The organism is Hoyosella levis (assembly GCF_026008515.1).
GTDB lineage: Bacteria > Actinomycetota > Actinomycetes > Mycobacteriales > Mycobacteriaceae > Lolliginicoccus > Lolliginicoccus levis.
Window position 1 is genome coordinate 57,687 of record NZ_BQYM01000009.1, and the last position, 25,627, is coordinate 83,313.

Here is a 25,627-nt window from a genome sequence, read left to right on the forward strand (position 1 = left end):
GACAGCATCCCGCCAGCAGCTCTTGCCTCAGTTGATGGCGGCGGCGGTGGAGGTGGATCCGTCGGGTCCGGCGCTGGTGCTGGGTGATCGGCAGGTGTCGTATGTGAATCTGGACAAGCGGTCGTCGCGGCTGGCGCGGTTGCTGGTGTCGCGGGGGGTGGGCCCGGAGTCGCGGGTGGTGGTGGCGCTGCCGCGGTCGGTGGAGTCGGTGGTGTCGGTGTGGGGCGTGGCGAAGGCGGGCGGGGCGTTCGTGCCGGTGGATCCGTCGGCGCCGGGCGAGCGGGTCGCTCATATCGTGGAGGACTCGGGCGCGGTGGTGGGCATCACCACGGCCGGGCATGTGGGGGCGCTGCCGGGGTCGGTGGAGTGGGTGGTGCTCGATGACGAGGGGGTCAGGGCGGAGCTGAAGGGGCTTTCCCCGGCGCCGGTGTCGTACCTGGACCGGCTGGGGGTGGTGCGCCCGGAGAGCGTGGCGTATGTGATCTTCACCTCGGGGTCGACGGGGCGGCCGAAGGGGGTGGAGGTCACGCATGCGGGGCTGGCGGCGCTGGCGGCGGAGCAGCGGGAGCGGTTCGGGCTGCGGGCGGGGGCGCGAGTGCTGCATTTCGCTTCGCCGGTCTTCGATGCGTCGGTGCTGGAGCTGTTGATGATGGTGCCGGTGGGGGCGGTGATGGTGATCGCTCCGGCGGGGATGTATGGCGGCGAGGAGCTGGCGGGGTATTTGCGCGAGCAGGGGGTGACGCATGCGTTCGTCACCCCGGCGGCGCTGGCGACGGTGGATCCGGGGGGCCTGGATGCGCTGGAGACGGTGGTGGTGGGCGGGGAGGCGTGCCCGCCGGAGCTGGTGGAGCAGTGGGCGCGGGGGCGCCGGATGGTCAATGCGTATGGGCCGACCGAGGCGACGGTGGTCACGACGATGGCGGGGCCGCTGGTGGCGGGGGAGCCGGTGTCGATCGGTTCGCCGGTGCGGGGGTTCACGGTGATGGTGCTGGATGCGCGGTTGCGGCCGGTGCCGGAGGGCGTGGCGGGGGAGCTGTATATCGCGGGGCCGGGCGTGGCGCGGGGGTACGCGGGCCGGTGGGGGTTGTCGGCGGAGCGTTTCGTGGCGTGCCCGTTCGCGGGGGCGGGGGCGCGGATGTATCGGTCGGGCGATGTGGTGCGCTGGGTGGGTACTGGCCGGGGGCGGGAGCTGGTGTACCAGGGGCGGTCGGATTTCCAGGTGAAGGTGCGTGGGTACCGGATCGAGCCGGGGGAGATCGATGCGGTGGTGCGGGGCCTGGAGGGGGTGGGGTTCGCGTTGACGGTGGCGCGGGAGAACCCTGCGGGCGAGAGCATGCTGGTGACGTATGTGCAGGCGGCGGGGGGTGGTGTGCTCGAGGGGGAGCGGGTGCGCGAGCAGGCGGCGGGGGTGCTGCCGTCGTACATGGTGCCGTCGGTGGTGGTGGTGATCGATGAGGTGCCGTTGACGGCGCAGGGGAAGGTGGATCGGCGGGCGTTGCCGTTGCCTGAGCTGGGGGCGGAGCGGGAGTTCGTGGCGCCGGGCAGTGCGTCGGAGGAGGTGGTGGCGTCGATCTTCGCGGGTGTGCTGGGTGTGGAGCGGGTGAGTGTGGGGGATTCGTTCTTCGAGCTGGGCGGCAACTCCCTGATGGGCACGCAGGTGATCGCGCGCGCGAACGAGGCGCTCGGCGCGGACCTGATCGTGCGGGAGCTGTTCGAGCATCCCACCGTGGCGAAGCTCGCTGCCCGCATCGACGAGGCCGGCGCAAGCAGCGCGGCTGTTCCGCTGGTGGCACAGGAACGGCCCGACCATGTCCCGGTCTCGCTCGCCCAGCGGCGCCTGTGGTTCATCAACCAGTACGACGTCACGTCCTCGGCTTACAACATCCCGCTCGTGCTCACCCTCACCGGCGAGCTCGACCGCTACGCGCTGCGCGACGCGTTCCGCGACGTGGTGGAACGCCATGAATCCCTGCGCACCGTCTTTCCCTCCTACCGGGACCAGCCCGCGCAGGTGATCCTGCCGATGCACGAGGTCACCGCTGGCCTGGAGTTCATCGACACCACCCCGCAGGCAGTCACGGGGCTCGCCGCCGAGTTCGCCGGACGTGGCTTCGACGTCACGCGCGACGAACCGGTCCGGGCAGCACTGTTCCGCCTCAGCGAGACCGAGCATGTGCTCGCGGTCGTCATGCACCACATCGTCGCCGACGGATTCTCGCTCTCGCCGCTCGCCACCGACGTCATGGTCGCGTATTCGGCCCGGGCCAACGGCGACGAGCCCGCCTGGGAACCGCTGGAGGTGCAGTACGCGGACTTCGCGATCTGGCAGCGCGAGGTGCTCGGCGACGAGACCGACCCCGAATCGATCGCCTACCAGCAGGAGCAGTACTGGAAGCGCCAGCTCGCCGATGTGCCCGAGGTCCTTGACCTGCCCACTGACCGGCCCCGGCCAGCCGCGCAATCCCTGCGCGGCGCTACCCGCTTCCACGAGATCCCGGCGGACCTGTACGCGCGGCTCGGCCATATCGCTGCGCGGCATGGAGCCACGCCCTTCATGGTGATCCACAGCGCGCTCGCGGTGCTGCTCGCCAAGCTCTCCGGCACCACCGACATCACGATCGGCACGCCGGTGGCGGGCCGTGGTGCCCGCGCCCTCGATCCACTCGTCGGCATGTTCGTCAATACCCTCGTGCTGCGCACCTCCGTGGAGGGCACGAGCACGTTCGGTGGACTGCTCGAGCACGCCCGCGAGGTTGATCTCGCCGCGCTGTCCAATGCAGATGTGCCCTTCGAGCGGCTCGTCGAACTGCTCGACCTCGAGCGATCCACCGCGCACGCCCCACTGTTCCAGGTGCTGCTGACGTTCCAGAACCAGCAGCGGCCCCGGTTCGAGCTCGGTGGGCTCACCATCGAGGGATTCGATGCCGAGGTCGATTCCGCGAAGTTCGACCTGAGCGTGACCGTCGTGGATCGCCTCGATGACGAGACCATGGACGCGCCCCGCCAGCTGATCATCAACTACGCCACCGACTTGTTCGAGGCGGCCACCATCGACGCGATCGCGGACCGGTTCCTGCGCGTGCTCGCCACCGTGGCCAGCGACGAGTCGCTGCCCCTGCACGCGCTGCAGATCCTCGACTCCCGCGAGCTCGAGGCCATCGAGCAGGCGGCGCGCGGGGAAGCGCGCGAGACAAGCCCGGCGACCGTGCTGCGTGATTTCCGCGCTCGCGCGCGGCAGCAGCCTAGCGCTCCAGCGATCGCCGGAGCAGGCACGCTCACCTACGCGCAGCTCGACGAATGGTCCTCGGGCCTCGCCGCCACCCTGGTGCAGCTCGGCGTGGGGCCCGATGATGTTGTCGCGGTGGCGCTCCCGCGCGGCGCGGAATGGATCGTCGGACTGCTAGCGACATGGAAGGCCGGGGCGGCCTACGCGCCGGTCGATCCAGCGTTCCCGCTCGACCGGCTGCAGGCCGTGCTCGACGACACCGGCGCCGCTGCCGTGCTGGCCCTGCCCGGTTGGGAGCACGCGGATGCGCTGGAGGGCACCGCGCTGATCCTGCTCGACGGCGAGCGCGGCGAGGCCGCATCGCTGCCCGACGATCCCTGGGCGGATCCGGTCGCGGGACAGCGCCTCGGCTACGTCATCTCCACCTCGGGATCCACCGGCCGGCCCAAGCCCACCCTGGTGCCCATGGCCGGTATCGCCAACACCGTGGCCTGGTATCGCGATCATGTGCAGCTCGCCCCCGGTGACGGGGTGCTCGTCGCGTCCTCACCAGGGTTCGATCTCACCCAGAAGAACATCTGGGCCGCCCTGGCATCCGGGGCGACCCTCGTCCTCGCTGCGGACGGGTTCGACCCCGAGGACATCCTCCCGCAGGTCGCCGAGCAGCGCGTTGTGCTCGCCAACATGTCGCCGAGCGCGTTCGAGGCCCTCGCCGATGCCGATAGCACCGGTGTGCTCGGTGGCGTGCGCTTCGTCTTCCTCGGCGGCGAGGCCGTGCGCGCCAAGCCGCTGCGCGAGCTGCTCGCGCGCGGGGTGCGCATCGTCAACAGCTATGGCCCCACCGAGGCCTCCGACGTCGTGGCGTTCCATGCGCTCGACGCGGAGCAGGCCATGCCCGTCCCGATCGGGCGCCCCACGCCGGGCACGGAACTGCTGGTCCTTGACCGCGACCTCAACCACGTGCCGAACGGTGTCAGCGGGGAGCTGTACGTCGGCGGCATCGGTGTCGGGCGCGGCTACGGCAAGCTCCCTGCCCTCACCGCGGCACGGTTCGTGGCTAATCCCTTCGGCGAGCCGGGCAGCCGCTTGTATCGCACCGGCGACCTGGTGCGGCGCATGCACGGCGGGGACCTCGACTACATCGGGCGCACGGATTTCCAGGTCAAGCTGCGCGGCTTCCGCATCGAGCTTGGCGAGATCGAGGCCGTGCTCGTCGATCACTCCTGGGTCGCGCAGGCGACCGTCGTGCTCAATCGTGCCGGCGCGGATCGCCTGGTCGCCTACATCGTGGCTGCCCATGCGGCCGCGGGCCAGGACGAGGACGCGATCATCGCTGAGGTGCTCGTCCACGCTAGCGACAAGCTCCCTGCCTACATGGTCCCGTCGGCAGTCATCGTCCTGCCTGCCCTGCCACTGACCGCGAGCGGGAAGGTCGACCGCAAGGCCCTTCCCGATCCCGATTTCGCAGCCAGGTCGACGGCCTCGCGGCTTCCCGCGACGCCAACGGAGGAGATCCTCGCCCGCTTGTTCGCCGAGACGCTCGGGCTGCCAGAAGTGGGCGTGGACGATTCCTTCTTCGCCCTCGGCGGTGACAGCATCATGTCCATCAACGTGGTCTCCCGCGCTCGCTCGGCCGGGCTGGTCATCTCCCCGAAGGACGTCTTCGAGCATCGCACGGTCGCGCGGCTCGCCGTGGCGGCGGAGACCGCAGCGGCCAGCGAGGCACCTGCGGTGCTCGAGGAGCTTCCCGGCGGTGGCGTGGGCAGCATGCCGCTGAGCCCCATCATCGAGTGGATGATCGAGCGGGGTGGCACCATGGGCCGCTACTCCCAGTCGTCCCTGCTGACCCTGCCCACCGGCATCGACGAGGCCGGGCTGCACACCACCCTGCAAGCCGTGCTCGATCACCATGATCTGCTGCGCGCCCGCATCGACGCGGACTCGGGCGAGATGATCGCTGCCCGGCCAGGCGCGATCGATGCCGCATCGCTCGTCCAGCGCATCAGCGTCGATGCCGCCGCGACGCCCCCGGGCACGGACGCGTTCGCTGAGCTCACCCAGAAAGCCCTCGAGGACGCTGCGGGGCGGCTCGATCCCGAGTCGGGGGTCATGCTACAAGCCGTGTGGCTCGACCTCGGCCCCGAGGCGCCGGGCCGGCTCCGCCTCGTCATCCACCACTCCGTCATGGACGGCGTGTCCTGGCGCATCATCATTCCCGACCTCGCCACTGCTTGGGCGCAGATCAGCACCGGGCAGCGGGTGGAGCTGCAGCCCGTGGGCACCTCGTTCCGCCGCTGGGTCCACGGCCTCGCCGAGAACGCCACCGGGCGCGAGCGCGAGATCGCGTTCTGGAAGGGCGTAGTCGACCGCACCGATCCAGCGCTCGGCGAGCGCCCCTTCGATCCCGCGATCGATGTCAACGCCACCATCGAGCAGGCCACGTTCGAGCTGCCCGCCGACCTCACCGAGTCCCTGCTCACGCGGGTACCGGAGGCCTACCGGGGCAGCGTCAACCACGGGTTGCTGGCCTCGCTCTCGCTGGCCCTCGCGCATTGGCTCGGCACCGACCAGGCTCCGCTGATCGGGCTGGAGGGCCACGGCCGCGAGGAGTCCGCGGTCCCGGGCTCCGAGCTCGGCCGCACCCTCGGCTGGTTCACCACCGTCGTGCCCGTGCGCATCGACCTCGCGGGCATCAACGCCCAATCCGCCCTCCAGCCGGGTGCCGCGGTCGACGAAGCCATCAAGCGCATGAAGGAGCACCTGCTCGCCATGCCCGATAGCGGCATCGGCTACGGCATGCTGCGCTACCTCGACGAGGCGGGCCGCGCGGAGCTCGCCCCCTACCCGCAGCCGAAGGTGATGTTCAACTACCTCGGTCGCTCGGGCACTGGCGAGATCCCCGAGGAGCTCCGGGACCTCGGGTGGCTGCCCAGTGCCGATGGCGGCGAGAAGGGATACTCGCTCAGCCCTGACATGGCCGCGCCCGGCGCGCTCGACATCACCTCGATGGTCACCGAGACACCGGACGGCCCCCGGCTGAAGGTTCTGGTCCTCTACCCATCCACGCTCCTCGGCGCCGACGAGGTGGCGCGGTTCGTCGAATCCTGGCAAGCCACCCTCGCCGCGGTGGCCCGCCATGCGCTGGAGATCGAGCACGCGGGCCTCACCCCGTCCGATGTGGCGATCGCCCACGTCGACCAGGCGTCCATCGAGGTGCTGGAAGCGGACTACCCCGCGCTGTCCGACATCTGGCCGCTCTCCCCGCTGCAGGGGGGCATGCTGTTCCACGCGGTGCTCGCTGAGGAATCCGTCGACGCCTACATGGTGCAGCTCGTCCTCGACCTCGAGGGCACGGTCGATGCTGGGCGCATGCAGCGTGCCCTGCAGGCCCTGCTCGACCGCTACCCGAACCTCCGCGTCGCTTTCGCCAGCGATCGGCATGGTGCTCCGCTGCAGGTGGTCGATGATTCGGCGACCGCGCGGCTCGCGACGTTCGATGTCTCGGCGGAAGCGGACCCGGAGGCCGCGCTGCGCCAGATCCTGGCCGAGGACAAGGCCGTCCGGTTCGATATGGCCACAGCGCCCCTGATGCGGTTCGCGCTTGTTGATCTTGGTGGAGGCAAGCACCGGCTGATCCTCACCAACCACCACATCCTCATGGATGGGTGGTCCACGCCGCTGATGCTCAAGGACATCCTCACCCTCTACGTCCTCGACGGCGACCCCACCCACCTGCCCGCGGCCGGGAGCTACCGGGACTTCCTGGCATGGCTCGATTCGCAGGACAAGCAGAAGTCACTGCGTGCCTGGCAGGCAGCGTTCGAGGGGGCCGACGAGCCCACCACGATGGCGCCACTGGACCGGGCTCGCGAGCACGAGGTGAGCTCCCGCGAGATCGCCCACTCCTTCACCGAGGAAGAGACCCAGCAACTGCAAGCCGTGGCCCGGGAGCTGGGCGTCACCCTCAACACCGCGGTCCAGGCCGCGTGGGCGATGGTGCTCGCTGCCCAGGCGGCCCGCCCCGACGTCACCTTCGGAGCGACCGTCTCGGGCCGGCCACCCCAGCTCGCCGGCGTCGAGACCATGATCGGCCTGTTCATCAACACCGTGCCGGTGCGGGTCACCCTCGATCCGCGCGAGACCCTCGCCGAGCTGCTCGGGCGCATCCAGTCCGAGCAGGCCGAGCTGCTTGACCACCACTACCTGCAGCTCGCCGACATCCAGCGCGCCGTGGGCGCGGGAGCACAGTTCGATACGCTCACCGCGTTCGAGTCGTACCCCGTGGACCAGGCGGGGCTGACGAGCGACACGGATCTCGCGGGCATGCGCGTCACCGGTTTCGACGGCGAGGATGCCGCTCACTATCCGATCGGCGTGGTCGCCTCGGTGGATACCCAGCTGCACGTCCGGTTCAAGTTCTTCCCTGACCTGTTCGACGAGCAGCACATCGCGGCGCTGCGCGACCGGGCCATCCGGATCCTCGATCAGATCCGCACCGATGCCACGGTGCGCTACGGGCAGCTCGACGTGCTCACTCCGAACGAGATCGCCAGCCTCGCGCCCGTACCGGGCGGTGCCGCGCCGGAGCCGGTGCTGCTGCGGGAGATCCTGGCCGCGGCAGTGCGCGACCCTGCCGCGCAAGCCGTCGCCAGCGAAGGCGCCGTCCTCTCCTACGGCGAGCTCGATGCGCGCTCCAACCAGCTCGCGCGGCACCTCATCGCGCAGGGCGTGGGCCCGGAGTCCGTCGTCGCGCTCGGCATCGCCCGATCCCTCGAGTCCGTGCTCGGCATCTGGGCGATCGCGAAGACCGGGGCCGCCTACCTGCCCATCGATCCCGCCTATCCGAGCGACCGCATCGAGCACATGCTGCGTGACTCCGATGCCACCCATGGCCTCGCCACCAGCGCCTCGAGCAATGCGCTGCCCGGGCTCGTGGACTGGATCGTCCTCGATGATCCAGGCACCATCGATTCCCTCGCCGGAATTGCCGACGGCTCGATCGAGGAGCACGAGCTGCTCTCGGCGACCCATGCGGACCAGGCCGCCTACATGATCTACACCTCGGGATCGACAGGCCTGCCCAAGGGCGTGGTGGTCACCCACCGCGGCCTCTCCAGCCTCGTCGCCGCCCAGCAGCAGCACATCGGAGTCGATTCCGCATCGCGGGTGCTGCACTTCGCCTCCCCGAGCTTCGACGCCTCCGTGTTCGAGATGCTGATGGCCTTCGGGGCCGCCGGGACCGTGGTCATCGCGCCTCCCGGCACCCACGGTGGTGACGAGCTCGAGACGGTCCTGCGCGAGCAGCGCGTCACCCATGCGTTCATCACTCCTGCCGCGCTGCGCACCCTCGACCCGCAGCAAGCCCCCGATCTCCGCGCCATCACCACCGGTGGCGAGGCCTGCCCGCCCGAGGTGGTGGAGCGCTGGGCGCCCACCCGCGTGATGCTCAACCTCTACGGCCCCTCCGAGGCGACGATCTGGTCCACCACGAGCGCTCCCATGCGCCCGGGCCATCCCATCGATATCGGCGGGCCCATCACGGGCACCGATGCCCTCGTGCTCGATTCCCGGTTGCGCCCTGCGCCATTCGGGGCGCCCGGCGAGCTGTACGTCAGCGGGCCCATCCTCGCGCGCGGCTACCGCGGCCGCCGGGGCCTCACCGCCGAGCGGTTCGTCGCCAGCCCCTTCGGCCCGGCCGGCGCGCGCATGTATCGCACCGGCGACCTCGTGCGCTGGAAGCACAACGAGGACGGAGCGCAGGTCCTCGAGTTCATCGGGCGCACCGACTTCCAGGTGAAGGTGCGCGGCTACCGCATCGAGCTCGGCGAGATCGACGCCGCGTTCTCCGCGCACCCCGAGGTCGAGTTCGCGCTCACCGTCGGGCACAAGCGCGCCAGCACCGGCCAGACCGTGCTGGTCACCTATGTCTTGCTCCGGCCAGGCAGTGCCGCCGATGCCGCGGCGCTCTCGGCGTACGTGGGGGAGTCACTGCCCGAGTACATGGTCCCGGCTTCGATCACCCTCATCGACGAGGTGCCGGTCGCGCCGACCGGCAAGGTCGACCGCAAGGCGCTGCCCGAGCCCGTGTTCGAGTCCAGCCGGTACATCGCTCCCCGCAACGAGACCGAGGAAGCGCTCGCCGAGGTGTTCGCCGAGGTGCTGGGAATGGACCAGGTCAGCGTCACGGACTCGTTCTTCGCGCTCGGCGGCGACAGCATCGTCTCCATCCAGCTCGTCGCCCGCGCCAAGGCGGCCGGATACTCCATCCGCGCCCGCGATGTGTTCGAGCGCAAGACCGTCGCCGGGCTCGCGGAGGTAGCGCAGCGCGCCAGTGACGCGCCAGCACTGCTCGAGGAGCTGCCCGGCGGCGGGACCGGGACCGCGCCCGCGCTGCCGATCATGCACTGGCTCGTCGAGCACGTCGGACCACGCGGCACGTACGACCGCTTCCAGCAGTCGCTCCTGCTCACCGTCCCCAGCGAGCTCTCCCGCGAACAGCTCGAGGACGTCATCCAGGCGCTGCTCGATCACCACGATGCGCTGCGCGGCCAGTTCCAGCGCGACGGTGGCCAGCCGCTGCTCGAGCTCCTGCCCGCAGGCTCCATCAAGGCCGCGGACATCCTCGCGGAACGGACCGTCGATGCCGACGTGCTCGACGATCCCGAGCAGCGCGAAGCCACGATCCTCGCCGAGTTCGACGCCGCCGTCGCGCGCCTCGACCCCGCCCGCGGGGTGATGGCACGATTCGTGTGGCTGCACGCGCCCGGGCGAGCCGGACGGCTGATCGTGGCGATCCACCACCTCGCGGTCGATGGCGTCTCCTGGCGCGTGCTGCTGCCAGACCTCGCCACCGCGGGCACCCAGGCACTGCAGGGGGACCCGATCACGCTGCCACCCGTCGGCACGTCCCTGCGCCGCTGGGCGCACGGCCTCGCCGAGCGCGCCGCCGACCAGGAGATCCAGGACTCGCTGGAGACCTGGCACGCCATCGCGGCAACCCCCGACCCGCTGCTCGGGTCCCGTGCGCTCGACCCCGTCGTGGACACAATGTCCACGGTGCGACGGGTCGAGGTCGAGCTCGACAGCGGCTCCACCGAAGCGCTGCTGACAACCCTGCCCGCCGCGTACCGGGGCGGCGTCAACGATGGCCTCCTCGCTGGCCTCGCGCTCGCCGTCCGGCAGTGGCGCGCCCGGCGGGGAACCAGCACGCCTCAGGTCCTCGTCACGCTCGAGGGACATGGGCGCGAGGAGGAGCTCGTGCCGGGAGCTGATCTCGGCCGCACCGTCGGCTGGTTCACCAGCATGTATCCGATCCAGCTCGATACCAGCGCGGTGGCCGATGAGCACCTGGGTGACATCGAGCGGCTCGGCCCGGCGATCAAGTCGGTCAAGGAGCACCTGCTCGGCGTGCCGCACAAGGGGCTCAGCTACGGGATGCTGCGCTACCTCGATCCGGCGGAGGCCACCGTGCTCTCCGGGGCGCCCGAGCCGCAGATAGCGTTCAACTACCTCGGCAGGTTTGGCACCACCGACGGCGCAGGGGCCACGGAGATCCCGTGGCTGCCCGACGGCAGCGTCGAACTGGTCGCGGACGTCGATGACACCATGCCGGCCACCTCGGTGCTCAGCATCGGAGCCACCGTCACCGACAAGCCAACCGGCTCCATCCTGAAGGCCTCCTTCAACTATGCCTCGGGCGTGCTCGACGAAGCAGAGGCCCAGGAGCTCGCCGACCTGTGGATCAGCGCGCTCCAGTCCCTGGCCCAGCACGCTGGCTCCGCGACCGCTGGCGGCCGGACCCCGTCGGACCTGCAACTCGTGGATCTCACGCAGTCCCAGGTGGAAACGCTCGAGCGCCGCTACCCGGCGCTCGCCGACGTATGGCCGCTCACCCCGCTGCAGGGCGGGCTGCTCTTCCACGCGCTGCTCGTGGGCGAGGACACGGACGTCTACACCACGCCCACCCGCATCAGGCTCGGTGGCGTTGTCGACCCCGTCCGGATGCGGCGCGCCGGGCAGAAGCTCCTCGACCGGCACCCCAACCTGAGGTCCGCGTTCGTGCACGACACCTCGGGCAACGCCATCCAGGTCATCGAGGACAATGTCGCGCTGCCCTGGTCCTTCACGGACCTGCGCGAGCAGGATGCGATGACCGCCCGTGATGGCCTCGACCGCATCGCTGAAGCGGACTTCGCCGCTGGCTTCGCGATGGAGCAGGCACCGCTGCTGCGGATGCATCTCGTATCCCTGCCGGAGGACGAGCACGAGCTGCTCATCACCAACCATCACGTGCTCCTCGACGGATGGTCGATGCCGCTGCTGCTCAAGGAGCTCATCACGCTCTACGTGCTCGACGGGGACGACACCCACATGCCCGCGGCCCGCTCATACCGGGATTTCCTGGCCTGGCTCCGCGAGCAGGACCTCGACGCTTCGCGCGCGGTGTGGGCCGAGGCGCTCGCCGGGCTCGACGAGCCAACCCTGGTGGCACCGAACGCTGCCGAGACCGGGCTCGGCACACCCCATGCCGTGACCATCGACATGTCGCCCGAGCGCTCCGAGGCCCTCGGCCGGCTTGGCAGCGAGCTGGGCGTGACGCTGAACACGCTGGTGCAGGTGGCGTGGGGCATCGTGCTGGGCCGGCAGCTCGGCCGCGACGATGTCGTGTTCGGGGCGACGGTCTCGGGCCGCCCCCCGCAGCTGCCGGGGGTGGAGGAGATGATCGGCCTGTTCATCAACACCCTCCCCGTGCGGATCCGCGTCGACGAGGACGAGCCGATCCGTGACCTCCTCGCGCGCGTGCAGCGGGAGCAGAGCGAACTCCTCGATCACCAGTTCCTCGGCCTCACCGATATCCAGCAGGCCGCGGGCCCGGGGGCCGGGTTCGACACCCTCGCGGTCTTCGAGTCCTACCCCGTCGACAAGGCCGGCGATAGTGATACCGACCTCGCCGGGATGCGACTGCTCGGCGCCTCTGGGTCCGATGCCACCCACTACCCCTTCACGCTGCTCGCGTTCGCCGAGCCCGACCTTCGGCTCAAGCTCAACTACTTCGCCTCGATCACCGACGAGCCCGCAGCGCGGGCATTGCTCGACCGTGTCGTGCGTGTCCTTGATGCGTTCGCGGGGGATGTGTCGGCGCGGGTGGGGTCGGTGGATCTGTTGACGGCGTCGGAGCGGGAGCTGGTGCTGGGGGGCTGGCAGGTTCCGGGTTCGGGGTGCGGGCGGACCCTGGTGGAGTGGTTCGAGGAGCGGGCCGGGCTGGTGCCGGGCCGGGTGGCGGTGCGCGCGGGCGGGGTGTCGTTGACGTATGCGCAGCTCGATGGGCGGGCGAACCAGCTCGCGCGGCTGCTGGTCGATCGTGGTGCCGGGCCGGATGTGCTGGTGGGGGTGGCGACGTCGCGGTCGGTGGAGCTGGTGGTGGCGATCCTGGGGGTGCTCAAGTCGGGGGCGGGCTATGTGCCGGTGGATGTGTCGTACCCGGCGGAGCGGATCGCCTACACCCTCGGTGATGCGCGCCCGGTGGTGGTGGTGACGACGGTGGATGTGGCCGAGGGGCTGCGGGCGTCGATCGCGGAGGGCGCGGCGGTGCTGGCGGGGCAGGGCGTGGACGTGCCCGCGAGCGCTCAGGTGGTGGTTCTCGATGGGGACGATGCGCGCGGGGAGCTCGGGGGGCTGTCCGGTGGGCCGCTGGGGGCCCGGGAGCGGGGCGGTGTGCTGCGCGCGGGCAATGTCGCGTATGTCATCTACACGTCGGGGTCGACGGGCCGGCCGAAGGGCGTGGCGGTGACCCATGGGACGGTGACGACGCTGATGGCCAATACGGCGGGGCTGTTCGAGTTCTCCGCTGAGGATGTGTGGTCGTTGTTCCACTCGTATGCGTTCGACTTCTCGGTGTGGGAGATGTGGGGGGCGCTGCTGCATGGGGGCGCCGTGGTGGTGGTGGACTACTACACGTCGCGCTCGCCGGCGGGGTTCCTCGAGCTGCTCGAGCGGGAGGGGGTGACGGTGCTCAGCCAGACGCCGACGGCGTTCTACCAGTTGATCGAGGCGGACCGGGCGCGCGGGGAGCAGGCGGCCACGGCTGGCGAGGCTGGCGGGGCTGGTGCTGGGCTGGCGCTGCGGTATGTGGTCTTCGGCGGGGAGGCGCTGGACCTGTCGCAGCTGGGGCGCTGGTATGCCCGCCACGGCGAGGGCGCGCCGCGGCTGGTCAACATGTATGGCATCACCGAGACGACGGTGCATGTGACCCACCGGGAGCTTGATCGGGCGTTCGCGGCGTCGGCGTCGGCGTCGGTGATCGGGCGGGGCATCCCGGGCCTGCGGGTGTATGTGCTGGATGCGCGGTTGCGGCCGGTGCCGCCGGGGGTGGCGGGGGAGCTGTATGTGGCGGGGCCGCAGCTGGCGCGTGGGTATGCGGGGCGGGCGGACCTGTCGTTCGCGCGGTTCGTGGCGTGCCCGTTCGGGTCGCCGGGGGAGCGGATGTACCGGACCGGTGATGTGGGGCGGTGGGGCGTCGAGGGGGAGCTGGAGTATTTCGGGCGGTCGGACTCGCAGGTGCAGCTGCGGGGGTTCCGCATCGAGCTCGGGGAGGTCGAGGCGGTGCTGGGCCGGTGCGCGGGGGTGGCGCGGGCGGTGGTGCTGGTGCGTGGTCATGAGGTGCTGGGGGAGCGCTTGGTGGGGTATGTGGTGGCGGAGTCGGGGGCCGTGGTGGAGGAGGCTGCGGTGCTGGCGGAGGCGGGGGCGCGCTTGCCGGTGCATATGGTGCCGTCGGCGGTGGTGGTGCTGGATGGGTTGCCGTTGACGGGGAACGGGAAGCTTGATCGGGCTGCCTTGCCCGAACCCGGCACCGGCGCAGTGGTGGAGGAGTACATCGAGCCGCAAGGCGTGACCGAGCAGATCGTTGCCGGCGTGCTCGCTGAGGCGCTGGGCATCGACCGGGTGGGCCGCACGGATAGCTTCCTGCGCCTCGGTGGAAACTCGCTGGTCGCGGTGCGCGTCGCCGGCCTGCTCACCGACGCCATGGACAAGCCCGTGGAGCTGCGGGATGTACTGCTCGCGGAATCCGTTGCCGACCTCGCTGTGCGTATCGAGCAGGGCGGGACGGCTACCGCGGCCGACCCCATGTCGGTCATCTACCCGATCCGGCCCGAGGGCGACCAGGCCCCGGTTTTCGCGATCCATCCGATCGTGGGTCTTGCCTGGTGCTACACCAGCCTAGGCGGCCTGCTTCCCGAGGGAGTGCCGGTCTACGGCGTGCAATCACCAGCGGCGTCGGAACCCGGATTTGTGCCCCCCGAGTCGATCGAGGAGCTCGCGGCGCGGTACGTCACCGAGATCCGCAGGATCCGGCCCGAGGGGCCCTACCGGCTGCTGGGCTGGTCGCTGGGTGGTGTGATCGCGCACGCCATGGCGGTGCAGTTGCAAGAAGCCGGGCTGCAGGTCGAGCTGCTGGTCATGCTTGACTCGTTCGCCGGTGATGCCGGTGCCGCAGTGGAATCGGGCGAGGTCACTGTTGCCGACGTCGTTGGTGGATTCGGGGTGTCCGGAGGCGACATCGAAGCCTCGGGCATCACCTCGGTGACCGAGTTGATCGACGCTGTCGACGGGCATGTCCCCGTTCCCCGCCAAGCGATCGAGAAGCTGATCGAGGTGGCCGAGGCATCAGCGGCGGCGATGCGCCGCTACGAGCCGCGGCAGTTCCAGGGCGACCTGGTCCACTTCACCGCCGCGCGGGATCGGGCCGACAAGGACGCGGCCGCGAGGTCCTGGCAGCACGCCGTCTCGGGCGAGGTAATCGCCTCGGGCGTGGATGCCACGCACTGGGAGATGACCACCGCGCCCGTTCTGGAAATCGTCGCGCGTGAGGTCGCGGAGCGCCTCTGATCGCCCCATCATAGCGGCGGCGCCGGTGCGGGATTCTCGCACTGGCGCCGCCGTTTTTGCTGATCAGAAGCACGATAACAACGCGTGCCTGGATCGTGACCTGTTCGTGCGGTGGAATACAGCTTCCCGAGATCCTGCCGCATTACTGTTCACCACAGATGGTTCACAGGTGATCCGAGTAGAAGGTGGCGGGCAGGCAGTCATCAGCAGTGTGGCCAAGAAGCTGATCCGAGCAACAAATAGGTAGGTTAGCGAGTGGAAGACGAAGCGCGAGCGCGGCAGCGTCCTTGCCTCCAGCCTGCCTGGGGCGCGCCAGCCCACCGCGAAACAGCCAGGGAGAGGCCAGCTAGCCGTCCGGGCAGTCCGCAGGATGCCAACGGAATGCTGCGCAAGGCGGTCGACGGCTATGGGCTCGACGATGCGACCATTGTGCTGCTCGCCGCAGCAGTGGAGGCGCTGCTCGAGGAGGGCGCCAAGGGGCATGTCCTCGCCATGCGCCTGCGCTCCATGCTTGCCCAGTTGCTCACTCGTGGCGCCGATGAGTCCGCGCCCGCGCACGTCCCGGGATCACTGACCCATGTGGTGGTGCAGTTGTTCGAGGAGCGCGCCCGGGTCCATGCGGCAGAGGATAGCTACGATCATTCGGGGTCGCGCGCCGCGGCCTCGATGTGAGACCGCCGCGCCCCGGAAGTCTTCGATTTCAGGGTTCTGTGGCATTTGGCAAAGCGGACTGGACATAATCCTGTGGCACAGTGTGGCGCGTTCAGTCCTGTGCATGCGTAGCGGCTACTGCATGATGAATTCAGCGCGGTGATAGTGACAACCAGTAGCTGCGGTGCTCTACTAGACCGATGAAGCTGAGTGTCGTCGTTCCCGCGTTCAACGAGGAAGATGCCATCAAGCCGTGCCTCGAGGCGCTGGTCTCCCAGCGCGAGGTGCCGCACGAGATCATCGTTGTCGACAATGCGTCAACCGACGGCACGGCCGCCGCGGTAAGCAGCTTCCAGAAGACGAGCTCCGTACCGATCAAGCTTGTCCATGAACCTGTCCCAGGGGTTGCCGCTGCCCGGAACCGCGGCTTCACGGAAGCGACGGGCGAGATCATCGCCCGTATCGATGCGGATACCCGCGTCGAGCCCGAGTGGTCGAGCGCGATAGTCGAGTTCTTCGCGGGGGAGGGCGCGGGCTTTGATGCAGTGGTCGGGCCGATCGACAAATATGATGCTCCGCTGCGTGGCCTCGACAGAGCAGGAATGGCGGTCATCACCCGGATCGCGACGATGCGGGGAGGCGCGGAACCGCAGGTGCGCCAGGTGAGCAGTCTCATCGGGTGCAACATGGCGATCACGCCGCAGGCCTGGCGCGAGATCAAGGACGACGTCAGCCTCTCCCGCGAGAAGTGGGACGACACTGATGTCTCGCTTCTCCTGGGCAAGACGGGGAAGCGGATCGCTTTTGTGCCCGGAATGAGAGCAGGGATCTCTGGACGCCGGGGCCGCACCTCCCGCAAGGCGTTCTGGCGCTACAGCGCGAGCCTGCCACGCACATTGCACATGCACGGCCGGCACTGGGAAGCCCGGGCCAGCTGGATCACTGTGTGGATCATCCGGACGATGTACCTGCTCGTGTGGATCCCCAACCGGGCCTACGATCCCGCCACCGAGCAGTACTCCTGGTCACGCCTGCGAGCGGGCTCGGAGCACCGCGCCCATCCTGGCGGCGCGCAGTAGCGGCAAATTCTTCTGCATTCCTGTGGGGAAATTGGGAGAATTATGTGGGGCGTAGCAGTTTGTCTACACGATGGACGTCAGCGTAGTAATACCCGCATTCAATGAGCAAGACTCCATCGAGCCGTGCCTGCGGGCATTGATCGACAACGGCCCGGCCATAGCGGAGATCATTGTGGTGGACAATAATTCCACCGACGCGACCGCAAATATCGTGGGGCGGATTGCCGACGGCGAGCCTCGAATACGTCTGGTGCATGAAACGACGCCGGGCACCGCTGCGGCCCGGAACAGGGGTTTTGCCGAGGCCAGCGGCGATATAATCGCTCGTATCGATGCCGACACCCGTGTCGAAGAGGGATGGGCGCGGGCGATCGTGGAGTTCTTCGCGGGGGAAGGCGTGGGCTTCGACGCCGCTGTTGGGGCGATCGAGAAATACGATGCCCCGCTGCGAGGCATCAATCGGGCCGGGATGGCGCTGATAGCCCGAGTCTCTACGACGAGGAGCGAGCCGGGCAGCGATATCCGCGAGGTGAACAATGTAGTCGGCAGCAACATGGCGATCGCGCAAGAGGCATGGGACACGATCAAGGCGCAGGTGTCGCACGCACCAGGAATCTGGGAAGACGTCGATGTCTCGCTGCTCCTGGGCGCTACGGGCCAAAGGATCGCGTATCTGCCCGGCATGCGGGCGGGAGTGTCAGGTAGGCGAGGTCGCACCTCCAGGCAGGCCTTCTGGCGCTACAGCGCGAGCCTGCCACGCACCCTGCACCTGCATGGTCGGCACTGGGAGGCTAGGGCGAGCTGGATCACGGTTGGGATCATGCGGGCGTTCTACGTGCTGGCGTGGGTGCCCAACCGTGCCTATGACCCCGATTCGGGGCGCTACTCGTGGTCGCGCCTGCGCACGGGGTCCGAGCATCGTGCTCATCCGGGAGGCGAGCGCGAGCCCGCGGCCGGCACGTAGGCGGCTTGGATCAATCAATGCAGCGGCGCGGCAGGATTCACCTGCCGCGCCGCTCCGTTTGGCTCGCCCTGGAACCCTAGCCCGCTGCGGACTTCCGGTATCCGCGGATGGCGGGGACGGCGAACAACACGACGAAACCACCGGACCAGAGCGCGCAGTACATCAACGGGGTCATGTAGTCGCCGCCCGTTGCGAGCGCCCGCATCGTATCCACCGCGCGGGTGATCGGCTGGTTCTCCACGAACGGATGCGCCCAGTCCGGGAACGCGTCCACCTCGGTGAAGCCCGAGCTGAAGAACATGCCGATCATCATGAACAGGCTCAGCGCCGCGACGATCGCCTGGCTTGTTGTCGCGAGCGCCGCCGCAGTGGCAAGCGTGGCGAAGCCTATCCCGAACATCAAAGGGATGGACATGAACGCGAAGAACGCCCCCACGCTCTGGAATGTCAATCCAAGTGGCAAGGCGACAACAACGATGAGCAGCGTTGTCAGCACGATCCGGGCGCTCTCGGCGAGCAATCGTCCTGTGAGGTCGGCCCCCCGGTTGATCGGCAGCGCCCAGTAGCGGCTGAGGATGCCGTTCTCGCGTTCCTGCATCGCGAGCACCACCCCAGCTAGCGCGCCCGACATCGCCGCTACCAGCGCCATCAGCGGAGCGAAGCGGAATACCGCGGCCTGGCCCGAGAAGCGCTCGATCGTATCGCCCATCACGAGGCGCAGCATCAGCAGCATGATTGCCGGGTAGACGACAGCCTGCACCATGGTGAACGGGTCTCGAGACCACACGATCAGGAGGCGCTTGGCCATGAGCAGACTCTGCCTGGCCCACGCGCTCACCGATGACTCTGGCGCGGAGTGAGTGAGCTCTGGAAAGAGCACCACGGGCGAACTGGGTGAATCGTCTATCGCTGGTGTAGTCACGCTCTGATCACTTCCTTCTCGCGCTTGCCCATATCGCGAACGCAGCGAACAGGACGAGCAGCCCGCCACCCCAGAGGGCTGTCGGCAGCATGATGTCGCGCGTTGTCTCGCCATCCGCTAGCTGCCGCAGCGCCTCGGTGAAAATCGAGACGGGCTGATTGCGAACGAATGGGCGTACGAACTCGGGGAAGCCGCTCTCGGGGATGAACCCGGTGGACATCATGCCGAAGATCAAGGTTGGGAGGGTCAGTGCCTGGGTCACGGCGCGCGGATTCGCGGACCAGGTGCCTAGCCCGTCGGCAGCAAGCATCAGGGCCAAGCTGATCAGCAGGGCGAAAACGAGGAAGCCCGTGGTCTCGATCCATGTTCCCTCGAACCGGAAATGGATCAAGTGGCCGTAGGCAAGGGCCGCCGCCAGGGTCAGGGTGGATCGGACCATGTTCGCCGATATGCGGGACCAGAGCGGAACCATGCGGGGAATGGGCATCGTCGCGAACCGCTTGGTAATGCCGTCCGCCGCATCCTTCGCGGCCCGCAGTGCCGCTTGGGTCATGGTCAGCGCGACCGCACCGAGAGCAATGAGCGGAACCACGAACTGGCCGTAGTTGTCCAGCCCGCCTCCGCCGAAGTACGTCGCCGTCTCCATCATCTTGCGCAGCGGCACGTAGTAGGCGAGCGAGAAGAGCGCGGGAGTCACGAGAGCGACGATGAAGTCGCCGTTGCGCGTCATCTCGCGCAGCGCCCGGCTATTGAGCGCGGCCCACTGCCGCAACTGGCTCGGCTTGGCCAGCGCGGTGCTCGAGGACTCGAGCGGGAGGTCGATGGTGCCAACCGTCATGGGCGCGTGGCCTCCTTGCTGCCGTGCCCGGTCAGCGACAGGAACACGTCGTCGAGCGACGGGCGCCGCAGCGCGATGTCGGCGAGCTCGATGTTCTCCATGTCGAGGCGCCGCAGTACCTCGCTGAGCGTGGCTGGGCCGTTGCTCGCTGGCAGCGCGAGCCGATCAGCGTCGGGCTGGATCTCGGGCAGTGGCGCATCCTGCGGGTAGAGGTCCGCGAGCAATGCCTGGATCTTTGCCAGGTGCGCGGGATTGAGCGGCACGACCTCGCAGTAGGAGCCACCCGTGCGCTTCTTGAGCTCGTCCGCGGTGCCCTCGGCGATGACCGTGCCCTTGTCGATCACGATGATGTTGTCACTGAGGATGTCAGCCTCTTCGAGGTACTGCGTTGTCAGCAGCACGGTGATGCCCTCGTTCTTCAACGACTGCACCAGTGACCACACGGCCTGCCGGCTGCGGGGGTCGAGCCCCGTGGTGGGCTCGTCGAGGAACACGACCTCGGGCCGGGTCACCAGCCCGCAAGCGATATCGATGCGCCTGCGCATGCCGCCGGAGTAGCCGCCCACGCGCCGGTTCCCGGCGTAGACGAGATCGAATGCCTCGAGGAGCTGCTGGGCGCGGGACTTCGAATCCGCGCGGTTGAGCCCCATCAGCCGTCCGAACAGCTGAAGGTTCTCCCGGCCGGTGAGGCTCGCGTCGAGCGCGGCGTACTGCCCCGTCAGCATGATCGATCGGCGGACCTCGGCGGCCTGCTCGACAACATCGAATCCCGCGACCCAGGCCTTGCCGAAATCGGGTTGCTGCAATGTCGAGAGCACGCTCACCATAGTGGTCTTGCCCGCGCCATTAGGGCCGAGCACCCCCAGCACGGTGCCCTTGGGCACGGAGAAACTGATGCCACTCAAGGCAGTAACGTCGCCGAAGGTCTTGACAACATCGTCGACAACCACCGCAGTCTCCGGCGATGAGCGCATCAATACTCCTGTAAATGTCAGGTGCGGTACGGAACGTCACCCGGTTCGGGGTAGTCCTCGCACCTCACCAGGGTTTCCGGCTGGTGCACGCCTTGGCTCGACCTGCCACGTTCCCCGGCGATGGGTTCACCATGGAGCGCGAGCACAGTATTTTGTTCGAGCAGGCCCGGGCCAATCGTAGCCCTTTACGAACACGCTACCGGTAGAGAGCGCCGGAATCCCCGCGAAGAAAGGCAATCATGCCCAGCGTCACACTCAATGGCATCACACTGAACTATCGCCTCCACGGCCACGGGCCGCTAGTGGTGATGATCATGGGAACTGCCAGCCCGGGAAGGGTTTGGGAGATGTATCAGGTCCCTGCGCTCGTTGGTGCGGGCTTCAGCGTGGCGACCTTCGAGAACCGGGGCATCGCGCCGAGCAGCGAGTGCCCGGACGGATTTGGCATCAATGACATGGTGGGGGATGTAGCGGCGCTGATCGAGCACCTCGGGAAAGGCCCCGCGCACGTCGTAGGGACGTCGCTGGGTGCCCGGATCGCCCAGGAGCTTGCCTTGTCCCGCCCCGAGCTCGTGCGCAGCGCCGTCTTTCTCACGGCGCACGGCAGGGTCGACCCCGTGATCAAGGCGCTGTCACGGGGCGAGGCCGAGATGCATGACCGCGGGATCGAGCTGCCCGCCTCGTACTTCTCCGCGGTCAACGCCATTATGAATCTCTCGCCGACGACACTGCGCAAGGACATGGACGCGGCCGATTGGCTAGCGATCATCGAGTACTCGCATGCACCAGCGACTGCGGGCGTGCGGGCGCAGCTCGCCCTGTCGGAGTTCCCGGACCGGCTCCAGGCGTACCGCGCGATCACTACCCCGGTGCTTGCTGTTGGCTATCAGGATGACCGCTTGATCCCGCCGCATCTCGCGAGGGAGGTCGCGGACGCGATTCCGGGGGCGCGGTATCTCGAGGTGGCGGACGCGGGGCACTACGGTGCCCTCGAGCGCCCCGACGAGGTGAACAAGATCCTCCTCGAATGGTTGCGTGCCTTCTAGCCCTCGGGGCATGGCATCGCGCCGCCGCGTCGAGCCGTCGCGGGCCTGGATAGGCTCGCTACGGATGCGGTACTGTCCAGCGGCGGGGGAGCGGTCGTTGCTCGCAGTGCCGCGCCATCAATCCCGTGGCGAAACCGGAAACTGACGACAAGGGTGGCAATCGTGACCGAACCTCGTGCGCTCGTGCTGTGGAACAAGCTGAACAAGAACATCGTCGGGCGCTTGGCCTTCTCGGCCGGAGTCTGGGCCAAGGCTCCCTACTTCGTGACGGTCGTGCCGGTCGTCCGGAGCGCCGAGCCTGGCCGGGTCGTGATGTCCGCGCCCAAGTGGCCGGGCGTGCACAATCACATCGGCACGTTCCATGCGATCGCCGCGTGCAACCTCGCGGAGGCGGCAATGGGCGTCCTCATGGAGGTCACCGTGCCACCGTCGCATCAGTGGATCCCGAAGGGCATGTCCGTCGAGTACTTGCGCAAGGCGCCCTCGGGACTGACCGCGACGGCCCAGATCGAGATCCCCGACTTTGCGACGATCACTGATGGGCAGGACGTGGTGGTTCCCGTGGCACTGACGGACAAGGATGGCAACGAGGTCGTCCACGCGGACATCACGACCTGGGTGCGGCCACGAGGCTGATCCAGGCAAGCACGTTTCGCCTGGTGACTGGAGCTCTGGGCAACGATTTGGCCCTGGCGACCAATTGAGGCATACTGTTCGGGTTGCCTTGGACTGGCACGAATCCGCTGGCGCCCTGCGCTTGTGGTGACTGCTTGGACTGGGCATGCCTCATGACCGGTGGCTAGAGGTGAGCTTGCAATCGACAGGATTGTCGTGGCGAGCGTGCCGATGGCTGCTGGGAGCAATAGCAAACCAAGACCATGTGCCCACTTGGGCGCGACTGGTCCGGCATGCGGTCGTCTCAGCGACCGCATGAGAAGCGAGAGGGCGACACGCCCGACCGCGTGGACCGGTGAACCATGACAGGTGAACAGCGGCGACGGATCGGGCTTTGATCCTGTTGCAGGCCGCGGCTTCGCATGTCATGGCCGTTTGCGCGGAGGCTGGGAATGCTCAGCGCAAGCATCGAAGGGGTGGCGGAAAAGCCACAACATCGAAGGTGTGGTCGACGTGGCCACAGCGACAGCGGCAAGAAAAGGACACAAGCGTGGCGGGACAAAAGATCCGCATCAGGCTCAAGGCCTACGACCATGAGGCGATTGATGCGTCAGCGCGCAAGATCGTCGAGACCGTGACCCGGACGGGCGCTCGGGTCGTTGGCCCGGTGCCGTTGCCGACCGAGAAGAACGTATATTGCGTCATCCGCTCGCCGCACAAGTACAAGGACTCGCGCGAGCACTTCGAGATGCGCACGCACAAGCGCCTCATTGACATCCTCGACCCGACGCCGAAGACAGTCGATGCGCTCATGCGCATCGACCTCCCGGCAAGCGTCGACGTCAACATTCAGTGATCGCGGCGGAGACAGGACCGATGGCTAAGCAGAATGAAGCAACGAACAAGGGCATCCTGGGCAACAAGCTCGGCATGACCCAGGTCTTCGATGACCGCAACCGGGTTGTGCCCGTGACGGTCGTCAAGGCCGGGCCATGCGTTGTGGCCGGGGTGCGGACCGAAGAGCGCGACGGCTACAACGCCGTTCAGCTCGCATACGGGGCGATCGACCCCCGCAAGGTGAGCAAGCCGGTCGCCGGCCAGTTCACCAAGGCAGGCGCCACGCCTCGCCGCCACATCGTCGAGCTCCGCGTTGCCGATCCCTCGCAGTTCGAGATCGGCCAGGAAGTCACTGCTGATGTCTTCGCCGACGGCGCGTTCGTCGACGTCACCGGCATCAGCAAGGGCAAGGGCTACGCCGGCGTCATGAAGCGCCACGGCTTCCGCGGCCAGGGCGCCTCCCACGGCACCCAGGCAGTGCACCGTCGCCCGGGCTCCATCGGCGGCTGCGCCACGCCTGGACGCGTGTTCAAGGGCATGCGCATGGCTGGCCGGATGGGCAACGAGAAGGTGACGACCCAGAACCTCAAGGTCCACAAGGTGGACTCCGAGGCCGGGCTGCTCCTCATCAAGGGCGCCATCCCCGGACGCAAGGGCGGTCTCGTTGTTGTGAAGACCGCAGTGAAGGGCGGCGAGTAATCATGGCAAGCGCAACCAACACCGGAACGACCAAGCTGACCCTCGACGTGCGCACCCCGGACGGTGCCACCAGCGGAACCGTTGACCTGCCCGCCGAGCTCTTCGACGCGCCGATCAACATGCCGCTGATGCACCAGGTAGTCATCGCGCAGCTCGCGGCGGCTCGCCAGGGCACGCACTCGACCAAGACGCGGGCCGAGGTCAGCGGCGGTGGCAAGAAGCCATACCGCCAGAAGGGCACTGGCCGGGCGCGCCAGGGCTCCACCCGCGCCCCGCAGTTCGTCGGCGGTGGCACGGTGCACGGCCCCAAGCCGCGCGACTACAGCCAGCGCACGCCCAAGAAGATGATCGCGGGAGCACTGCGCAGCGCGCTCTCCGACCGCGCACGCAACGAGCGCATCCAGGTCCTCACCGAGCTCGTCCCCGGGCAGAAGCCCTCCACCAGGGCCGTGAAGGACCTGCTCGCCACCCTGAGCAGCCGGAACAAGTTCCTGGTCGTGCTTGGACGTGACGATCTGGCGGCATGGAAGAGCATCAGCAACCTGGACAATGCTCACCCCATCGCTCCCGATCAGCTCAACACCTATGACGTGCTCAACAGCGAAGACCTGATCTTCACCGTCGAGGCACTTCACACGTTCATCGCCGCCCGCACGGGTGCCAGCACAGGGGAGGAGTCGAAGTGAACGTCTCGCAGACACTCACTGATCCGCGTGACATCATCCTCGCGCCGGTGATCTCCGAGAAGTCCTACGGACTGATCGAGGAAAGCACCTACACCTTCCTGGTGCATCCCGATGCGAACAAGACGCAGATCAAGATTGCCATCGAGAAGATCTTTGGCGTCAAGGTCGTCAGCGTCAACACCGCGAACCGCCAGGGCAAGCGCAAGCGCACCCGCCTCGGTTTTGGCAAGCGCAAGGACACCAAGCGGGCCTTCGTCACCCTCACGGCCGACAGCAAGCCCATCGAGCTCTTCGGAGGTCCGGTCGTCTAGCGCTCAGCGTGACAATCGGAACTGACGAAACAAAGAGGACGAGAGACTCATGGCAATCCGCAAGTACAAGCCCACATCCCCGGGTCGCCGGGGATCGAGTGTGGCTGACTTCTCCGAGATCACCCGATCCACCCCGGAGAAGTCCCTGATCAAGCCGCTGCATGGTCATGGAGGCCGCAACGCGCACGGACGCATCACCACCCGTCACAAGGGTGGTGGCCACAAGCGCGCCTACCGTGTCATCGATTTCCGCCGCGCGGACAAGGATGGCGTCAACGCCAAGGTCGCGCACATCGAGTACGACCCCAACCGCACAGCGCGCATCGCGCTGCTGCACTACCTCGACGGTGAGAAGCGCTACATCATCGCTCCCGCCAAGCTCAAGCAGGGCGACATCGTCGAGTCCGGACCAGGTGCCGACATCAAGCCCGGCAACAACCTGCCGCTGCGCAACATCCCCACGGGTACGGTTGTGCACGCGATCGAGCTCCGCCCCGGTGGCGGCGCGAAGATCGCCCGCAGCGCAGGCTCCTCGGTCCAGCTCGTCGCCAAGGACGGCCCCTACGCCCAGCTGCGCATGCCATCCGGCGAGATCCGCAACGTCGACGCGCGATGCCGCGCTTCGGTGGGCGAGGTCGGCAATGCCGAGCACGCCAACATCAACTGGGGCAAGGCCGGCCGCATGAGGTGGAAGGGCAAGCGCCCGACCGTCCGAGGCGTCGTCATGAACCCGGTAGACCACCCACACGGTGGTGGCGAGGGCAAGACCAGCGGTGGGCGCCACCCGGTCAGCCCATGGGGCAAGCCCGAAGGGCGGACCCGTCGTCGCAAGGAGAGCGATCGCCTGATCGTTCGTCGTCGCCGCACAGGCAAGAAGCGCTAGGAGGGAGTGA

Annotated in this window: 13 protein-coding genes and 1 pseudogene; 11 read left to right on the forward strand and 3 right to left on the reverse strand. The window is 68.2% G+C overall.

The features are described 5' to 3' along the window. Positions 1-22 precede the first annotated feature (22 nt). From QC765_RS11040 to QC765_RS11055, 4 genes and pseudogenes are all read left to right on the forward strand, one after another. Positions 23-15,112: pseudogene (locus QC765_RS11040) on the forward strand (amino acid adenylation domain-containing protein); the annotation flags it as partial. A gap of 381 nt (positions 15,113-15,493) precedes the next feature. Continuing rightward, a complete protein-coding gene (locus QC765_RS11045) occupies positions 15,494-15,784 on the forward strand; it encodes a hypothetical protein (RefSeq protein WP_278314500.1) in 291 nt (96 codons plus the stop codon). Positions 15,785-15,963: 179 nt separating this feature from the next. Next, positions 15,964-16,842, forward strand: coding sequence for a glycosyltransferase family 2 protein (locus tag QC765_RS11050; protein WP_278314501.1), 879 nt, complete (start codon positions 15,964-15,966; stop codon positions 16,840-16,842). 70 nt (positions 16,843-16,912) lie between these two features. Further along, positions 16,913-17,806 (forward strand): glycosyltransferase family 2 protein, encoded by an 894-nt coding sequence (locus QC765_RS11055; RefSeq protein ID WP_278314502.1) that lies wholly within the window; start codon positions 16,913-16,915, stop codon positions 17,804-17,806. Positions 17,807-17,882: 76 nt separating this feature from the next. Here QC765_RS11055 and QC765_RS11060 read toward each other — a convergent pair whose 3' ends face one another. From QC765_RS11060 to QC765_RS11070, 3 genes are all read right to left on the reverse strand, one after another. Beyond that, the gene (locus QC765_RS11060; protein ID WP_278314503.1) at positions 17,883-18,614 is read right to left on the reverse strand and encodes an ABC transporter permease; all 732 of its coding nucleotides are present in this window, start codon (positions 18,612-18,614) and stop codon (positions 17,883-17,885) included. Positions 18,615-18,735: 121 nt separating this feature from the next. Beyond that, entirely contained in the window at positions 18,736-19,566 is an 831-nt protein-coding gene (locus QC765_RS11065; RefSeq protein ID WP_278314504.1) for an ABC transporter permease, read from the reverse strand. After that, a complete protein-coding gene (locus tag QC765_RS11070) occupies positions 19,563-20,540 on the reverse strand; it encodes an ATP-binding cassette domain-containing protein (RefSeq protein WP_278314505.1) in 978 nt (325 codons plus the stop codon). The genes QC765_RS11065 and QC765_RS11070 overlap by 4 nt, the downstream gene beginning before the upstream one ends. Positions 20,541-20,779: 239 nt before the next feature. Between QC765_RS11070 and QC765_RS11075 the strand changes: the two genes are divergently transcribed. The 7 genes from QC765_RS11075 (at position 20,780) to rplB (ending at position 25,617) form a co-directional block, all read left to right on the forward strand. Then, a complete protein-coding gene (locus tag QC765_RS11075) occupies positions 20,780-21,586 on the forward strand; it encodes an alpha/beta fold hydrolase (protein WP_278314506.1) in 807 nt (268 codons plus the stop codon). Positions 21,587-21,745: 159 nt separating this feature from the next. Beyond that, on the forward strand, positions 21,746-22,222 hold the full coding sequence (locus tag QC765_RS11080; protein WP_373876743.1) for a hotdog fold domain-containing protein: 477 nt from the start codon (positions 21,746-21,748) through the stop codon (positions 22,220-22,222). 529 nt (positions 22,223-22,751) lie between these two features. Further along, on the forward strand, positions 22,752-23,057 hold the full coding sequence (gene rpsJ, locus QC765_RS11085; protein ID WP_003938093.1) for a 30S ribosomal protein S10: 306 nt from the start codon (positions 22,752-22,754) through the stop codon (positions 23,055-23,057). A 20-nt stretch (positions 23,058-23,077) separates the two neighbouring features. Beyond that, on the forward strand, positions 23,078-23,737 hold the full coding sequence (gene rplC / locus QC765_RS11090) for a 50S ribosomal protein L3 (RefSeq protein WP_149360553.1): 660 nt from the start codon (positions 23,078-23,080) through the stop codon (positions 23,735-23,737). A 2-nt stretch (positions 23,738-23,739) separates the two neighbouring features. Further along, entirely contained in the window at positions 23,740-24,423 is a 684-nt protein-coding gene (gene rplD / locus QC765_RS11095) for a 50S ribosomal protein L4 (RefSeq protein WP_278314507.1), read from the forward strand. Beyond that, positions 24,420-24,734 carry a 50S ribosomal protein L23 gene (gene rplW, locus QC765_RS11100; protein ID WP_149360555.1) on the forward strand — a complete coding sequence of 105 codons (315 nt, stop codon included), beginning with the start codon at positions 24,420-24,422 and terminating at the stop codon, positions 24,732-24,734. The genes rplD and rplW overlap by 4 nt, the downstream gene beginning before the upstream one ends. 49 nt (positions 24,735-24,783) lie before the next feature. Next, positions 24,784-25,617, forward strand: coding sequence for a 50S ribosomal protein L2 (gene rplB, locus QC765_RS11105; RefSeq protein ID WP_278314508.1), 834 nt, complete (start codon positions 24,784-24,786; stop codon positions 25,615-25,617). Positions 25,618-25,627: the final 10 nt, after the last annotated feature.

Excerpts from the sequence above, each read along its gene's own strand:
- QC765_RS11065 (WP_278314504.1), bottom strand. The coding sequence starts at position 19,566 with ATGACGGTTGGCACCATCGACCTCCCGCTCGAGTCCTCGAGCACCGCG.
- QC765_RS11055 (WP_278314502.1), top strand. The coding sequence starts at position 16,913 with ATGGACGTCAGCGTAGTAATACCCGCATTCAATGAGCAAGACTCCATC.
- rplD (WP_278314507.1), top strand. The coding sequence starts at position 23,740 with ATGGCAAGCGCAACCAACACCGGAACGACCAAGCTGACCCTCGACGTG.
- rplB (WP_278314508.1), top strand. The coding sequence starts at position 24,784 with ATGGCAATCCGCAAGTACAAGCCCACATCCCCGGGTCGCCGGGGATCG.
- QC765_RS11075 (WP_278314506.1), top strand. The coding sequence starts at position 20,780 with ATGCCCAGCGTCACACTCAATGGCATCACACTGAACTATCGCCTCCAC.
- QC765_RS11050 (WP_278314501.1), top strand. The coding sequence starts at position 15,964 with ATGAAGCTGAGTGTCGTCGTTCCCGCGTTCAACGAGGAAGATGCCATC.
- rplC (WP_149360553.1), top strand. The coding sequence starts at position 23,078 with ATGGCTAAGCAGAATGAAGCAACGAACAAGGGCATCCTGGGCAACAAG.
- QC765_RS11060 (WP_278314503.1), bottom strand. The coding sequence starts at position 18,614 with ATGGCCAAGCGCCTCCTGATCGTGTGGTCTCGAGACCCGTTCACCATG.
- QC765_RS11070 (WP_278314505.1), bottom strand. The coding sequence starts at position 20,540 with ATGCGCTCATCGCCGGAGACTGCGGTGGTTGTCGACGATGTTGTCAAG.
- QC765_RS11045 (WP_278314500.1), top strand. The coding sequence starts at position 15,494 with ATGCTGCGCAAGGCGGTCGACGGCTATGGGCTCGACGATGCGACCATT.